This is a genomic window from Enterococcus sp. DIV1421a (genome assembly GCF_051711025.1).
In the GTDB taxonomy this organism is placed as follows: Bacteria; Bacillota; Bacilli; order Lactobacillales; family Enterococcaceae; genus Enterococcus_B; species Enterococcus_B hirae.
Genome location: NZ_JBIOLU010000001.1, coordinates 1,580,389 through 1,596,528, shown reverse-complemented (window position 1 = coordinate 1,596,528; position 16,140 = coordinate 1,580,389). Strand labels below are relative to the sequence as shown.

Below are 16,140 nucleotides of genomic sequence, written 5' to 3'. Positions count from 1 at the left end.
ATCTGTTCAATAAATAGATAAAAAAGCAAATAAGTCGAAGGTGAAAACATGCCAGAATTACCAGAAGTAGAAACTGTACGAAAAGGCTTGTCTCGTTTAGTCGTTGGAAAGAAAATCCAAAAAATCCAAGTCTTATGGCCAAGAATCATTGAACAACCAGAAACAGCAATCTTTGAAGCTTCGTTAGTTGGCGAAGAGATTCTGGCTATTGATCGAAGAGGCAAGTTTTTAATTTTTCGTTTGAGTCATTATGAATTGATCTCGCATTTACGTATGGAAGGAAAATACCAATTTGTTGAAAAAAATGAACCGATCGATAAACACACGCATGTCATTTTTTTCTTTGAAGATGGTAGCCAACTCCGATACCATGATGTACGTAAATTTGGACGAATGACATTAGTTGAAAAAGGAGCGAGTGATGCTTACAAAGGCATCATGAAATTAGGTCCAGAGCCGTTGCCAGATACATTTTTATTAGACGGCTTTCGTTTAGGCTTACAAAAATCTCATAAAGCGATTAAACCATTATTATTAGATCAAAAATTAGTAACAGGTTTAGGGAATATCTATGTGGATGAAGCGCTTTGGGAAGCGAAGATCCATCCAGAACAGCCAGCGGATACATTGAAGCCCAAAGAAGCAGAGTTGTTACGAAAAGCAATTATTGACGTGTTGTCTCGGGCAATTGAGGCTGGCGGAACGACGATCAGGAGTTATCTCAATGCGTTAGGCGAGTCAGGTAACTTTCAAGTAGCTTTACATGTCTATGGTCAGACTGGTCAACCATGTGTTCGTTGTCATACACCGATCGTCAAAACAAAAGTAGCGCAAAGGGGGACGCACTATTGTCCAAATTGCCAAAGACTAAAAATCAGCAAGTAGGCTATGTCTTAGGCTTAACTGGTGGGATTGCTACTGGGAAAAGCACTGCAGCAGCTGTTTTTAGCCGTCACCAAATCCCGATGATCGATGGAGATATCATCGCCCGTGAAGTCGTCCAACCTCAGACTCCTGGATTGGCGGCAATCGTTCAAGAATTTGGAGAAGAAATCCTTCAAGAAGATGGCTCGCTTGATCGAGTAGCTTTAGCTAAGATTATTTTCGATTCGACAGAACAAAGACAAAAACTTGATCGCTTATTAGACCCATTTATCCGTCAAGCGATTACGGAACAGATTAAGCAACAAAAAGCAAATTATCCTTTAGTTGTTGTTGATATCCCTTTATTATTTGAAGGTCATTATGAACAGGAAATGGATGCTGTAGCAGTCGTTTACCTTCCAGAAGAAATTCAATTGCAACGTTTGATGAAAAGAAATCAATTGACACTGGACGAAGCAAAGAAAAGAATACAAAGCCAGATGCCGATTGAAGAGAAGAAAAAATTAGCAGATATCGTTTTTGACAATTCCGGTAGTAAGGATGAACTGACTTGTCAAATCGAACGTTGGCTCTTGGACTTCAACAATCGATTTCTTTGAGTATATTTAGATAGTTTGCTATGCTGAATATAAAGAAAAGAGGGGGATTGGTATGGGGACTTTTAAAAATCAAAAAGATAAAGTAGTCGGTTCTGCAAAAGAAAAACTAGGAGAGATCTTGAATAAAGATGAGCTGGTAGATGAAGGACGGGCACAATCAGAAGCTGCAAAAGAAAATGATGAACGCTACAAAGCCAGAGTCGATGAATTAGAAGACCAACAAGCAGAAAAAGAAGCCAAGGAGCAAGATCTGACACAAGAACGAAAAAAAGATGATCCAACACACAAAAAAACACCTTTACCAGAAGCCGATCATATTCCTGAACAACAAAAAATCGATGAACAACGAATGAAACATTATACAGGGATTGAAGAAAAACTTTAATGGGTATAACTTAGACTGTTGAAACAGAGAGTGAGACAAGTTTTGTCTCACTCTCTGTTTTTTTGAAGTATGCACCTGAAAGAAGTTTTTAAGAAGCACTGTTTTACATGCAGTTTTCTCGAAAGTCAAGCCTAATTGTTTTGCTTTGGAACAATTTCGATCAATCGATTGAAAAAAAGGTTCTTCTAACGAGGTTTTTTATACAGGAGAGTCGCCTGTAAGAATTGTTTCATGTTATAATACAACTAGTTACATGTGTGAAACTTTTTTTATGAAAAGCAGGAGTGAATCATAAAAATATATGTTTCATACGTAATTATTTACGTAACTATTATCGAGTGAAAATTTATCCTTTGACTGTTCGTTGAATCAATACTATATAAATTGATTCAATATATTAAATGAATGTATATCAGAAAAATTTCAGATTAAGAGGTGAAAATAATGAGATGTCCTAGATGTCAACATAACAATTCCCGAGTGATTGATAGTCGACAAGCGGATGATGGTCGAGCAATTCGTCGAAGACGAGAGTGCGAAAACTGTTCTTTTCGTTTTACAACATTTGAAAGAATTGAAGCAGCACCTTTATTAGTGATCAAAAAAAATGGGGAACGGGAAGAATTTAATCGTGACAAGATTTTAAGAGGATTAATCCGTTCAGCAGAAAAAAGACCAGTTGCGATGGAACAAATGGAGCAAATCGTAAATCATGTTGAAAATCGGGTGCGAAGTCTTGGTGAAAATGAAGTATCGACGACGTTGATCGGAGAATACGTGATGGAAGATCTGGTCAATTTAGATGAGATTGCTTATATCCGTTTTGCCAGTGTTTATCGTCAATTTAAAGATATGTCGGTGTTTTTAAAAGAATTACAAGACATCGTTGATAAAGCAAAAGAAAATAATAAAGAGAATCATAAAGAAAACAACGAATAAATCAGAAATAAAATCAAGTCATAAAAGGAGGCCAAATTCCTTGGATAACGCATGGAAAGAGCTTCAACCTAAAAATATCTACCAAGGAAGAAAAAGCTATCCGCTAAGAGAAGAAGGGAAATCCTCATTACTTTATCTCTACCAGCCATTAATCGGCAGTGAAGCTTTGAGTTTGTATTTTACCTTACTATCAGAAATTCCTTTACAAAAAGGCGTTGGACCGGAAGGATTACATGCTGATCTGTTAAGTAGCTTGAATTGTGGTATTCCTCAGCTTTATGAAGCACGAAAAAAACTAGAAGGGATCGGACTTTTAGAAGTTTTTTTCAAAGAAGACCCTAGCTTAGGGGGATGTTTTATTTATGAGTTACTTGAGCCAATTGAACCGTTAGCATTTTTTAAAGATACATTATTGTCTTTTCTGCTATTAGAAAAAGTCGGTCAACGGCGTTTCGATCAGTTGATCCAACTGTTTCAGCCGGAACATTTTCCGACGAATGATTATCAAAAGATCACGAAGAAATTTTTAGAAGTATATCGCTTTAATGAAAAAACATATGCTGCAGATCAAGAGAAACTCGAGGAAAACCAACAGTCATTTACAATCAAATCAACTGATCTGGGGAAGTCCATGGAACAATCCACTCTTGATTGGCGCTTTTTGACAGATTGGTTGGCAAAAAAACATATCATGAATCTAGATGAATCATTGAAGGAACAGTTAACAATGTATCATTTACTTTATGGCGTGGATGAGTTGACATTAGGTGAATGGGTCATACAAGCGTATGATTTTTCTGAGCAGACAGTATCTGTCAAAGAGCTTCAACGCATCGTATTGATGAACCAACAGACGAAGCGAACAAATACATTGGCTAATCAAAATGAAGAAGCAACCTCTGCCAATCAGAATGAGACACCTAAGGAAGCAACTGCTCTGACAAATGCGACACTACAGTTAGTGAACGAAGCCAAAAGCATTCCGCCAATGAAATATTTAGAGGCACTGAAACAAGCAAAAGGCGGCTATGTGTCAAAACAAGAAACTTGGCTTTTACAGGATTTAGTTTCACAATCGGGATTGTCGAATAGTTTGATCAATATCCTGATCAATTATGTCTTAGTAATCAAAGATCGTCCTAGCTTAACCGCAAGCTTTGTCAACACGATCGCTAACGAATGGGCACAAAAAAAGATCATGACCCCAGAAGAAGCCATTGAACATATTCGGAAAACCAATAGCAAAGGCAAACAAAATACTAAAAATACGAACCAGAATTATTCAACTAATCGTCGAAACGTTCGTCGTGAGAAATTACCGGATTGGGTCAACCAGCCTAAAGAAGAGAAAAAAATCAGTAGTGAGAAAAAAGCGGAGATCGAACGACGATTCAAAGAATATTTTGCCAAGAAGGAGGGAGATAGCTAATGGAAGATGTAGGAAAAGAATTAAAGCGGATCATCAGCCAGCGAAATTATCAACAAAAATTTGCTGAAATGATCGAAGAAGTCCTCAACGATCCAGATGTGCAAGCCTTTTTGGCGGATCACAAAGATGAATTAACACAAGCAGATATCGAAAAAAGTTATGCAAAACTATATGAATTTGTCCAAGAAAAACGAAAATACCAAAAAAATGATCCTACGATGATCGCTCCTGGCTATGAGCCCAAGCTAACCTTGAATTTTCATTATGTCGATGTGACTTATGTTCCAACAGAAGCCTTATTGGCGAAGAAAAGACAAGAAGAAATTAGGAACCGGATCAAAGCTGTCGATATGCCAAAAGATATCCAAGATGCTTCTTTCAATAATTTTGAGCGTACCGATGGACGGAGCTATGCGAGCTTTGAAGCATTAGACTTTGTGGAAAATTATAGTGCAAGTCCCAAAGACTATCACAAAGGACTTTATTTAGTTGGTAGCTTTGGAATAGGAAAGACCTATCTTTTAGGGGCGACTGCCAGAGAACTAGCCATTAAAGGCTTTACAACTACACTTGTCCATTTTCCGACTTTTGCTGTTGAAATGAAACAAGCGATTGGAAAAGATCAAGTCGCAGAAAAACTAGATGCGGTCAAACGTTCACCCATTTTAATGATGGATGACATTGGCGCCGATGCAATGAGTAGTTGGATCAGAGATGAAGTCTTTGGTGTGATTTTGCAATATCGAATGCAAGAGCAACTGCCAACCTTTTTCTCATCTAATTTTACAATGAATGAATTGGAACAACATCTTGCTGTGACGCAGCGTGGAGATGAAGAACCATTGAAAGCCAAACGAATCATGGAACGAATCCGTTACTTGACGAAAGAAATTGAAATGACTGGACGCAATCGAAGAAATGGCTAGCGAAAAGAGAAAGCATAGAAGTCATAATTTTAGCCTTAGTAGGATTAGAATATGTGATCGAGAAAGCCTTTTGCTGAATTAGTTATTGCCCTATTTCCTGCCTATTGCTTTGATGGGTAGGAAAATAAGCAATGCAAATAATTAATTGAGAGAAGTCTGCAAATAATTCTCTTTTCAATGACTCTCGATGTTCACTTAGTTATTCAAGAAACTCATAATTTGAGATGAAAGTGTATCTGAATTCATACTTAACGCCACTTTTTTTGATCGTAACAAGCTACAAAAGTGGTGTCATACTGGATAGAGTGATGATTACAGAGAAGCTTACGCCTGATCAATAGTCATCATGGTAACGAAAAAAGACAACCATAAATTTCTGATGAACAAGTATCAAAAACAAAATTGAACGACTAAAAACAGAATATATTGATTATCGTCAACTAAATAAAAAGTCAAAGAACGATCATCAATTGAAGTAATGTAAATAATTAGCCGGAGGATAAAGATATGAAAGTGATTTTTTCTTGTTTGTTGGCGACAGGGTTACTTTTTTCGCTAACAGGTTGTGGTAATGGAGATAAAAATGAGGCATCGATCGATTCGATTAGTGCGGAAACAACGACTAAAGCGAAGGATTCTTCTAACGAAGGACAAAGTATTTTTAAGGGTGAAATTGAAAGTATTGATGATTCAGTCGATGATACCATTCAAATCAAAGTGGTCAATGTAGATGAAATCGAAGACCCCGAGAATATTGGAACCTCTTTTGATAATGATGGTGTAACACTAAATGTTTCGAATGATCAATTAGTCGGAGGTAAGGAATCTTTTCAAAAAGGTGACGAGATCAAGTTTACTTTAAAAGAAAAACCAATTATGACAATGTCAATCCCTCCGCAAATTCCTGGTAATTCGATCGTTGAGGTAAGAGTTATTGAATAGTCAGTGTTAAACGTTTCGTAAAAGCAAATAGCTCATCAGGAGATTTGAAATTTTTCTTTTTCAAATCTCCTTCATTTATAGGGAAAATGTTATAATGAGGGGGAAGGAGTGAAGGTATGAACCACTTAGATTTATCGAAACGCTTAGCATTAGTGGGAGAACATGTCCCAACAGGAGCGTTTTTAGCAGATATTGGCTCTGACCACGCTTACTTGCCAGTTGCATTAATGTTAAAGGATAAAATTGAATTTGCTGTAGCTGGCGAAGTGGTGAAAGGCCCTTATGAGTCAGCAAAAAAACAAGTACAGAAAAATGGTTTAGAAAAGCGGATCGTTGTTCGTTTAGCTAACGGATTAGATGCGATTGAGCCAACAGATCAGATCAATGCGATCACGATTGCTGGTATGGGTGGGGCTTTGATTCGAGATATTTTAGAAGCAGGCGCCAAACAGCATCGTTTAACAGGGAAGGAGCGTTTGATTCTCCAACCAAATATTGGCGAGCAAGCAGTGAGAAAATGGTTGCAAGATAATCACTATCAAATTATTGCAGAAGAGATTTTAGAGGAAAACAAAAAAATCTATGAAATCATTGTAGCTGAAAAAACATCGACGAAGCATATCTATAATGAGGAAGAGATTCTGTTTGGTCCATTTTTATTGCAAGGAAAAACAGTGGTCTTCCAAAAGAAATGGCAAAGAGAATTAAAACAAAGGCAAGCGATTTTAAGACAATTGGCACAAGCACAGAACCAAGAAGAACGTGTTGAAGCGATAAAAAAAGAAATCCAGATGATCGAGGAGGTTTTAGCTTAATGGCGATCAACGGTAATGAATTTATTCGCAAATTTGAAGAATATTGTCCTCAATGGTTGGCTGAAGAAGGAGATCCTGTGGGGCTACACCTCGGAACATTAAATAAACCGATTCAACGCATAATGATGACGTTAGATGTTCGTCCAGAAGTTGTGCAAGAAGCCATCGAAAAAAAGATTGATTTGTTAATTGCTAAACATCCTCCCATTTTTCGACCAATTAAACGATTAACAACGGATCATCCACAAGAAAAAATGTATGCTGATTTATTAAAACATGATATTGCTGTCTATGCAGCACATACCAATATGGATATTATCGAGGATGGATTGAATGATTGGTTTTGTGAAGCGTTAGGAATCAATGTCGAAAATTATTTGTTAAAGACACATACAAGGCATTACAAAAAACTAGCTGTTTATGTACCGATTGAAGACGCTGACAAATTACGTAAGGCTTTAGCTGAGGCTGGTGCGGGTGAACAAGGTCATTACGATCATACAAGTTTTACCAGTATTGGCGAAGGTCGTTTTCGACCGAATGAACAGGCACATCCCGCAATTGGTAAAAATGGCCAACTAGAAAAGGTAGAAGAAGCTAAAGTGGAAGTGATTTTTCCTGAAGACCGTGAGGAAAAAGTGTTATCAGCTATGTATCGTGTCCATCCTTATGAAGAAGTAGCATTTGATTTGTTTTCAATTGACGAACCGACTCAAACCTGGGGGATCGGTCGAATCGGAGAATTACCAGAAGCGCTTGATTTAGATACCTTTGTATCTAAAGTAAAAGAAGTCTTCCAATTAGAAGGGCTACGAGTTGTTCGTCCAACTCATACAAAGAGCACTGTTAAAAGAATCGCCATTTGTGGTGGTAGTGGCGAAAAGTTCTATCCTTATGCATTAGCTCAAAAAGCGGATGTTTATATTACTGGAGATATCTATTACCACACAGCTCAAGATATGCAAAGTGCAGGCTTGATTGCGATTGATCCAGGTCATTATATTGAATCTTTATGTAAAGAAAAGTTTGTCGAAAAATTTGAGAAATGGAAACAAGAAGAAAATTGGACCGTTGATTTCTTTGTTTCAGAAACGGATACGAACCCATTTCAATTTAACTAAAGGAGAGCTGTTGTATGTACGAAAATCTTTTACCACGTTTTTTACGCTATGTTAAGACTGAAACCAGATCTGATGAAAGTAGTCAAACGACTCCTTCGACACAAACACAAGTCGCTTTTGCGCAAGTCTTGAAAAAGGAATTAGAAGATTTAGGACTAACCAATGTATTTTACAATGAAGAAAATGGATTTGTTATAGGAACATTGCCAAGTAATATTGAAAAGAAAGTTCGCTCGATCGGTTTTATTGCTCACATGGATACCGCAGATTTCAATGCAGTCAATGTTAATCCACAAATCATTGAGAACTACGATGGGGAATCAACGATTGTTCTAGATAGTGAAGAACATTATACATTAAATACCAAAGACTTCCCTAATTTGAAAAACTACGAAGGGCACACATTGATCACGACTGATGGCAGTACGTTGTTAGGTGCGGACGATAAAGCTGGGATCGCTGAAATTATGACCGCAATGGAAATTCTGCTGAAAAACCCAACTATCCCTCATGGTGAGATTAAAGTAGCTTTTGGACCAGATGAAGAGATTGGGGTAGGAGCAGATAAATTTGATGTCCAGCAGTTTGATGTTGATTTTGCCTATACCGTTGATGGTGGACCTTTAGGCGAATTGCAATATGAAACATTCAGCGCAGCTCAGGCTAATATTTCAATTCAAGGAAAAAATGTCCATCCTGGTACAGCCAAAGATACGATGATCAATGCATTACAATTAGCGATAGACTTCCATAATCAACTACCAGCAGATGAAGTCCCAGAAAAAACGATAGGTTATGAAGGGTTCTTCCATTTGATGGGATTAAATGGAAATGTCGAAGAAGCAACTATGAGTTATATTATCCGTGACCACGATCGAGAAAAATTTGAAGCACGGAAAGCGAAAATTACTGAAATCCAAGAAAAACTAAATAGTCGCTTCGATCAGACACGCGTGAAAGTTGATATGTATGATCAGTACTATAATATGCGAGAAATTATTGAAAAAGATATGAGCATTGTTGAATTAGCAAAACAAGCGATGATCGATTTAGAAATCGAGCCTGTGATTGAACCAGTACGAGGTGGAACAGATGGATCGAAAATTTCTTATCTAGGCATTCCAACGCCTAATTTGTTCGCAGGTGGCGAAAATATGCACGGCCGATTTGAGTTTGTTTCTCTTCAAGTGATGGAAAAAGCAACAGATGTGATTGTAAAAATTGCAGAATTGAATACAAACGTATAAAATCAAATAGGAACGTGGATGGATCAAGTAAGTGAACGAAGTGGATCTATCCTTTTAGCTGGGGGTGGGCGTATTCCAACAATGGAACGTCTGACCCCTTGGTTTTTGTGTAAAAATGGGAGGAAGAAAGAAATGGAAAAATTGCTAGTTTTTTATAATCAAAGCTCAGGACAAGATGAAGGTGAAAAATTAGCAAGCTGGTTTAAAGAATATGCCTTAAAGAAACGACCAGAACTAATCATCAATCTCACGGAAACAGGTCCTTCGATCAAGCATGAGACATTAGTCAAAAAAGCTGAAGAAACGCACGCAGATACCTTAATCGTAATCGGAGGCGATGGTACGATCCATCATATTGTACAGGCTTTTCAAGATAAACTTGAGCATTATCAAGTAGGACTACTACCAGGAGGAACGGTCAATAATTTAGCCCGTGTTCTCGGTATTCCATTAGAAAAGGAAAAAGCTGCAGACATTATCTTAGAGGGACAAATCCGTCAAATCGATTATGGAAAAGTCAATGATGAAGTCATTATCTCAACTTTAACGATCGGTATACTGGCAGATACAGCTGTTTGGATCAGTCAAAAAGAAAAGCAAAAATATGGTTCTTGGATTTTTATCAAACGGTTCATCAAGTTATTATTAAAAAAGAGAAAGTATCATTTAGATATCAAAACAGAAAAAGAACATTGGCGAGGAAAAACACAATTATTGACAGTCACAATGTCTAACTCAGTAGGTGGTTATACGAATTTTGATGATTCAGCTTCACCCGATGATGGTATGTTTCATGTCACAATCATCCCATCTTTAGATATTTTTCGATTTGTTTTTTATTTGCCTCGTTTAATCAAAGGAAAAATTTACTCTGTCCCAGGTATCAATTATTTGACTGCTAGTCAGATCAATATCCAAGCACGGGAAAAATCAGTTGGCACTCGTACAGATGGTGATACGACAGATAATCTGCCTATCGAATTAGTCGTAGTCAAAAAAGGGTTGTCGGTCTTTGCTCCTAAAGAAGAGCAAAAATGATGTGCTAGAGGTGGAGGAAAACACGTATGGAAGCTTTACTACACAATCCTTTGTGGTTTTATTTAGTGATTGTCAATTTATATTTATTTTGTTTGATGGGTTACGACAAGTATCAAGCAAAAAAAGGCGGTTGGCGCGTTCCAGAAAATAATTTGATTTTTGTTAGTTTATTAGGCGGTGGAATTGGGGGATTAATTTCTCGTAAAGTATTCCATCATAAAACGAGAAAAAAGAAATTTACAGTAGGATTTGTACTAGGTGTATTGGTGGATTTACTGTTGATTTATTTTTTTCATTAAGGAGTAATTGATGGCGACAAAAGGTGCAAAAACGAAAATAGCGTTAAATCTATTCTTATTGATTGGAATTTTTGCCATTATTTATTATTTGATCAACCAATCTTTTGCAGATATTTTCGCTGAATTGCTGTCTACAAGCTTTATCGTTCTGGTAGCGGCATTATTGTTAGGAACGATCTATCAGGTGGCAGAAGGGCGTTCAATCAAAGAGATTGCCCAGCCTTTCGAACCAACATTTTCCACTTGGGATGGTTTTTGGACATCTTGCTATATTGAATTTTATCGAATCGTTTCATTTGGAACAGGCACTTTGATTTCAGAAATTTATTTTTATAATAAAAAAGGAATGAAATACTCACAAGGTGCAGGTGTCACTGCGTTGCATATGATTATGTATAAATTAGCCGTGATTACCTATGCGATCATTGGTTTGATCATCCAGTTCTCTTTATTTTATTCCAAAGGACCAAACATGATTTGGTTCATTATTGCTGGCATTATTTTAACTGGGCTGATCATTGCCTTTTTATTGATGGTCTCAATGAGTCTGAATCTACAAATTTTCTTTGTGAGTATCTCAAACAAACTGTTTCGAAGTGAACGCATCAGAAGTTGGGTAGATACATGTAATACACAAATCTATTCGTTGAGAGAAACTGTCCAGACAATTGTCAAAGATCGAACAGCTCTGTTACGCATCTATTTTTGGAATATGGTCAAACTTATTTTTTGGTATATCATGCCCTATCTCTTTTTGGTTGAAAACCATCCCACGATCGACTTTCTCTTGACCTTTTCATTTATCAGTTTTGCGGTAGTATTATCTGGTGTCATCCCTACACCAGCTGGAATCGGCTCATTTGAATTTGTCTATCTGTTGTTATTCAGACCACTTGTGGGAACCGTAGATGCTGTTTCTTCTTTATTACTGTATCGGTTTAGCTCATTTATCTTACCTTTTATTTATGGGTTATGTTACGTGATTGCTGATCGTCGAAAGGTAATAAAACAAGAGATCCAAGATGTAAAAAACAACAAAAAAGAATCAAATTGATTATTACAGCGATTGTATAGAGTCATTTTATTAGATCTAAAACACAACAGTAAGTCCATCCAAGTTGGCTCTGTTGTGTTTTTTTTTGATCACTTATTTCCGATAAAATAAGCGAGGTTATCTTTTGACCAAGACTGACCAAAGAGGTATAATGATTATTGGAACGAGATGTATCATATTGAATATTGAAATTTTATATTCAGGAGGTAAGTAAAATGAACATTGAAAAAATGACAACCACGCTTCAAGAAGCGATCGCTGAAGCGCAACAAATCGCTGTCACAAGAAAACATCAAGAAATTGATATTGCGCATTTGTGGAAGATTTTTTTACAACCAAACCATTTTGGGCGCAATCTATACACTGATGCGGGAATGGATGTTGATACGTTTGAAAAGGAAGTAGATCGTGTATTAGATGAATATCCCACAGTTTCAGGGGGAAACGTCCAATATGGTCAGAATCTAAGTCAAAATCTATTCCGTTTATTAAATGAAGCAGACCAGTTAAGAGAAAGTTTTGGCGATGAATTTCTTTCAACAGAGATTGTAATTTTAGCCTTGATGAAATTGAAAAATTATCCATTGACGGTTTATTTGACCAAAAATGGTTTATCAGAAAAAGAGTTACGTAAAAATATCGAAGACATGAGAGGAGGAGAAAAGGTGACATCTAAAAATCAAGAAGAACAATACAAAGCATTAGAAAAATACGGCGTTGATCTTGTTCAACAAGTCAGAAGCGGGAAAATGGATCCAATCATTGGACGTGATGAAGAAATTCGGGATGTTATCCGTATCTTATCTCGTAAAACCAAGAATAATCCAGTATTGATTGGTGAACCTGGTGTCGGTAAAACAGCAATTGTAGAAGGGTTAGCACAACGTATCGTACGAAAAGACGTGCCAGAAAACTTGAAAGATAAAACGATCTTTTCATTAGACATGGGGGCATTGATTGCTGGTGCTAAATTCCGTGGTGAATTTGAGGAACGATTAAAAGCTGTGCTGAAAGAAGTCAAGAAAAGTGATGGACGAATCATCTTATTTATTGATGAAATCCATAATATCGTTGGTGCAGGGAAAACTGAAGGCAGCATGGATGCTGGAAATTTATTGAAACCAATGCTTGCTCGAGGTGAATTGCATTTAATCGGTGCTACTACATTAGATGAATATCGTCAATATATGGAAAAAGATAAAGCATTAGAACGACGTTTCCAAAAAGTCTTAGTCAAAGAACCGACAGTAGAAGATACAATCAGTATCTTACGAGGATTGAAAGAACGTTTTGAGATTCATCATGGAGTCAACATTCATGATAATGCATTAGTCGCTGCTGCCACTTTATCTGACCGTTATATCACAGACCGCTTTTTACCAGATAAAGCAATTGATTTGATCGATGAAGCAAGTGCAACGATCCGAGTAGAAATGAACTCTATGCCGACTGAGCTAGACCAAGTGACTCGTCGCTTGATGCAATTAGAGATCGAAGAAGCAGCATTGAAAAAAGAATCAGACGATGCAAGTAAAAAACGTTTGAAAAATCTACAAGAAGAGTTAGCTGATCTTCGTGAAGAAGCAAACTCGATGAAAATGCAATGGGAAACAGAAAAACAAGAAGTCAATAGTGTTTCTTCTAAACGTGCGGAAATCGATAAAGCCAAACATGAATTAGAAGATGCAGAAAACAACTATGATTTAGAACGGGCTGCCGTCCTAAGACATGGAACGATTCCTCAATTAGAAAAAGAATTAAAGGAATTGGAAGCAAAAGCTAAAGACAGTGAAATCAAAATGGTTCAAGAATCAGTCACTGAAAACGAAATTGCGCAAGTGGTTGGACGTTTAACTGGTATCCCAGTCACAAAATTAGTGGAAGGGGAACGAGAAAAACTAATTAAGCTTAACGAAACATTGCATAAACGTGTGATTGGACAAGATGAAGCAGTAGATGCAGTCAGTGATGCGGTCATTCGCTCTCGAGCAGGATTGCAAGATCCAAATCGCCCACTAGGTTCTTTCTTATTCTTAGGACCAACCGGAGTTGGGAAAACAGAATTAGCGAAAGCTTTAGCAGAAAACTTATTTGATTCTGAAGAACACATGGTGCGGATCGATATGAGTGAGTATATGGAGAAACATGCCGTATCTCGTTTGGTTGGGGCTCCTCCAGGCTATGTTGGCTATGAAGAAGGCGGACAATTGACGGAAGCCGTTCGCAGAAATCCTTATACGATCGTTTTACTCGATGAAATCGAAAAAGCCCATCCAGATGTCTTCAATATCTTGTTACAAGTATTAGATGATGGGCGGTTAACTGATTCTAAAGGACGTGTGGTTGACTTCAAAAATACCGTTCTTATCATGACCAGCAACATTGGTTCTCAACTGTTATTAGAAGGAGTGTCAGCAGATGGCACTATCCCTGAAGAAGTGGAAGAACAAGTAAGAACGATCCTTCGAGGTCATTTCAAACCAGAATTCTTAAATCGAATCGATGATACGATTTTATTCACACCATTAAGTCTTGAAAATGTGAAAGGAATCGTTGATAAAATGGTGGCGCAATTGGCAAAACGATTGGATTATCAAGAAATTCATCTAACAATCAGCGACGAAGCCAAAACATGGATCGCAGAAAATGCCTACGAACCAGCATACGGGGCTCGACCATTGAAACGCTTTATTACGAAAGAAGTAGAAACACCATTAGCCAAAGAAATCGTAGCAGGACACATCTTACCAAAATCTAAAGTAACGATTACCTTGCTAGCAGAGAAACTTCATTTCCAAACGGAAGAACTTGAAGACACGGAAGAGTAAAGAAACGGTTAACATTCGCAAGAAAACGGGTGTTGGCGAACAGTAAGTAGAATCGATCAAATGTTTAGTTGAGCCACACACCATCTCAGCTTTTAATAAAAAAACAATAAAGTTAGGTTAACCATCTAGCTTTATTGTTTTTTTGTAATTTGGTCATAATTCTGAAAAAATCATTCATAAAATAAGTTGATCTCAATCGTTATCTCCAAGTTCATCTACTCATAAGGTAATGTTTTTATTCCCCATATAAATAGGAGTGGTCAGGTAAATATCTTCTTTGGTTCCCATCATTTCAACCCTTGTCACTAAGTACAATTTTCATTGGGAATGGTAACAAAATCACTGTAAGGGTTGATGATAAGAAATAAGTGGGTGAGACAAAATGAGCTGCCACCTAACCATTGACGTTTTCACGCACAATTTTAAGGAAGCATCTCACTTTTGTCACAATTCTTTAATGTGATATTTTTTTTTGCTCTATTTCAAAATTTTCAACCGATAATTTTCAAAATAATCACGATTGTTTCTTCCTTGGGTCCAAGCAAAGATTCCCATGACCAATGCACCAATCGTATTTGTGAATAAATCACCCATCGTGTCCATCAAAGCAGCTCGTCCGACAAATAAGGTGCCATCTGAAGCGGCAAACCGTTGGAGATTCATTCCTAAGAATTGATCACAGAGAAATTCCCAAAATTCCCAGAACACGCCACAGAGGCCAGCAAAGGCAAAACCAAACAGTAAAAACAACCATGGACTAGTCTTCGCAATTGGTGCATCTTTCAATAATAAGCCGATCAATCCGTAACCTAGGGCAGTCAATACCATAGGACTAACGGCGTGTAAAATTTTATCCCAGAATGAAATGATACTGATCAAATGCATACCGGTACCTAAGAACACGGAAATAAACAAGAAAAACCAATAAAATAAAACAATGGCATCTGGAACGTATAATTTTGCGATCTTTCTAACGATCTGAGGGAGAAAAATCAATAGAATCCCAGCTAAAGATTCGATGATGAAAGTAACTCCCTGAGTAGTTGAATATTTTTTAGTAATAAATTCATAAAGGTTATAACAAACCACAAACACACCAAAAGCAACAAGTGCAAGTTGGATTTTTTTCATTGTCTTATTCATGGCTCAAACCTCCATCTAAGTAAGTCTTTACTTGACTGAGTAACGCTTCTTCACTAGTTACGAGAGCGCCATTTAGCTTGATTAACCCAATTGTATAAAGATTTAAATAATGGAATTGGTTTTCAGCTACTTCTTGTAAAGCAGCAATTTTTTGCGGGTGGGTACCGCCTTGTTGCCGACTATCTGTATACAATCCAATGACAGGAATCCCTTTAGCATAGGCAACACCAATTTCGGATGCAACACCAGGATCGATCGTCAAACCATCTAATAGTGCAATCATCAAATCACTTTCCAACACCTTTTCTGTATCGGCTAAAGCAATCATCTGACTATCAGCATAGGCTGTTTTATCATTGATCGCTTCGTTTTCTTGCGGAAGATAAATGGTTAATTCATTGGAAAGACTCCTGATTTCTTCTACAAGTTTCGCATTATATAATAAGTCACTTTTCGCAAAAAGTGGGGCAGCAAAATAAATATTCATTTT

Annotated in this window: 16 protein-coding genes; 14 read left to right on the top strand and 2 right to left on the bottom strand. The window is 37.2% G+C overall.

Annotated features, from left to right (window positions below; genetic code table 11):
- Nucleotides 1–48 precede the first annotated feature (48 nt).
- The 14 genes from mutM to clpB all read left to right on the top strand — a co-directional run bounded on the left by mutM (nucleotide 49) and on the right by clpB (nucleotide 14,507).
- Nucleotides 49–885: a DNA-formamidopyrimidine glycosylase gene (gene mutM / locus IGK21_RS07310; RefSeq protein ID WP_088775527.1), complete on the top strand. Its 837-nt coding sequence runs from the start codon at nucleotides 49–51 to the stop codon at nucleotides 883–885.
- A complete protein-coding gene (gene coaE, locus IGK21_RS07305; RefSeq protein WP_161637842.1) occupies nucleotides 849–1,484 on the top strand; it encodes a dephospho-CoA kinase in 636 nt (211 codons plus the stop codon). Before mutM ends, coaE begins: the two co-directional genes overlap by 37 nt.
- A 52-nt stretch (nucleotides 1,485–1,536) precedes the next feature.
- Nucleotides 1,537–1,869, top strand: a complete 333-nt coding sequence (locus IGK21_RS07300; RefSeq protein WP_010719038.1) for a hypothetical protein — start codon at nucleotides 1,537–1,539, stop codon at nucleotides 1,867–1,869.
- Nucleotides 1,870–2,313: 444 nt separating this feature from the next.
- Nucleotides 2,314–2,808: a transcriptional regulator NrdR gene (nrdR, locus tag IGK21_RS07295; protein WP_010719039.1), complete on the top strand. Its 495-nt coding sequence runs from the start codon at nucleotides 2,314–2,316 to the stop codon at nucleotides 2,806–2,808.
- A 40-nt stretch (nucleotides 2,809–2,848) separates the two neighbouring features.
- A complete protein-coding gene (locus tag IGK21_RS07290) occupies nucleotides 2,849–4,237 on the top strand; it encodes a replication initiation and membrane attachment family protein (RefSeq protein ID WP_053766818.1) in 1,389 nt (462 codons plus the stop codon).
- Nucleotides 4,237–5,163: a primosomal protein DnaI gene (gene dnaI, locus IGK21_RS07285; RefSeq protein WP_010737675.1), complete on the top strand. Its 927-nt coding sequence runs from the start codon at nucleotides 4,237–4,239 to the stop codon at nucleotides 5,161–5,163. The genes IGK21_RS07290 and dnaI overlap by 1 nt, the downstream gene beginning before the upstream one ends.
- A 507-nt stretch (nucleotides 5,164–5,670) precedes the next feature.
- On the top strand, nucleotides 5,671–6,105 hold the full coding sequence (locus IGK21_RS07280; RefSeq protein ID WP_010737674.1) for an LptM family lipoprotein: 435 nt from the start codon (nucleotides 5,671–5,673) through the stop codon (nucleotides 6,103–6,105).
- A gap of 116 nt (nucleotides 6,106–6,221) precedes the next feature.
- Nucleotides 6,222–6,920 carry a tRNA (adenine(22)-N(1))-methyltransferase gene (locus IGK21_RS07275; protein WP_181915015.1) on the top strand — a complete coding sequence of 233 codons (699 nt, stop codon included), beginning with the start codon at nucleotides 6,222–6,224 and terminating at the stop codon, nucleotides 6,918–6,920.
- Nucleotides 6,920–8,041, top strand: coding sequence for a Nif3-like dinuclear metal center hexameric protein (locus tag IGK21_RS07270; RefSeq protein WP_053766820.1), 1,122 nt, complete (start codon nucleotides 6,920–6,922; stop codon nucleotides 8,039–8,041). Before IGK21_RS07275 ends, IGK21_RS07270 begins: the two co-directional genes overlap by 1 nt.
- Nucleotides 8,042–8,055: 14 nt before the next feature.
- Nucleotides 8,056–9,288, top strand: a complete 1,233-nt coding sequence (gene pepT, locus IGK21_RS07265) for a peptidase T (RefSeq protein ID WP_181915014.1) — start codon at nucleotides 8,056–8,058, stop codon at nucleotides 9,286–9,288.
- A gap of 132 nt (nucleotides 9,289–9,420) precedes the next feature.
- Nucleotides 9,421–10,326: a diacylglycerol/lipid kinase family protein gene (locus IGK21_RS07260; protein ID WP_025480176.1), complete on the top strand. Its 906-nt coding sequence runs from the start codon at nucleotides 9,421–9,423 to the stop codon at nucleotides 10,324–10,326.
- A gap of 26 nt (nucleotides 10,327–10,352) precedes the next feature.
- Nucleotides 10,353–10,625, top strand: coding sequence for a DUF1294 domain-containing protein (locus IGK21_RS07255; protein ID WP_010719047.1), 273 nt, complete (start codon nucleotides 10,353–10,355; stop codon nucleotides 10,623–10,625).
- Between the two features lie 10 nt (nucleotides 10,626–10,635).
- Nucleotides 10,636–11,679, top strand: a complete 1,044-nt coding sequence (locus IGK21_RS07250) for a lysylphosphatidylglycerol synthase transmembrane domain-containing protein (RefSeq protein ID WP_438719142.1) — start codon at nucleotides 10,636–10,638, stop codon at nucleotides 11,677–11,679.
- A 215-nt stretch (nucleotides 11,680–11,894) separates the two neighbouring features.
- Nucleotides 11,895–14,507, top strand: coding sequence for an ATP-dependent chaperone ClpB (clpB, locus tag IGK21_RS07245; protein ID WP_010737669.1), 2,613 nt, complete (start codon nucleotides 11,895–11,897; stop codon nucleotides 14,505–14,507).
- A 477-nt stretch (nucleotides 14,508–14,984) separates the two neighbouring features.
- Here the strand turns inward: clpB and IGK21_RS07240 are convergent, their stop codons facing one another.
- Complete coding sequence (locus IGK21_RS07240) at nucleotides 14,985–15,650, bottom strand: hypothetical protein (RefSeq protein WP_010719050.1); 666 nt, start codon at nucleotides 15,648–15,650, stop codon at nucleotides 14,985–14,987.
- Complete coding sequence (locus IGK21_RS07235; protein ID WP_010719051.1) at nucleotides 15,643–16,137, bottom strand: nucleoside 2-deoxyribosyltransferase; 495 nt, start codon at nucleotides 16,135–16,137, stop codon at nucleotides 15,643–15,645. The genes IGK21_RS07240 and IGK21_RS07235 overlap by 8 nt, the downstream gene beginning before the upstream one ends.
- Between the last annotated feature and the right edge of the window lie 3 nt (nucleotides 16,138–16,140).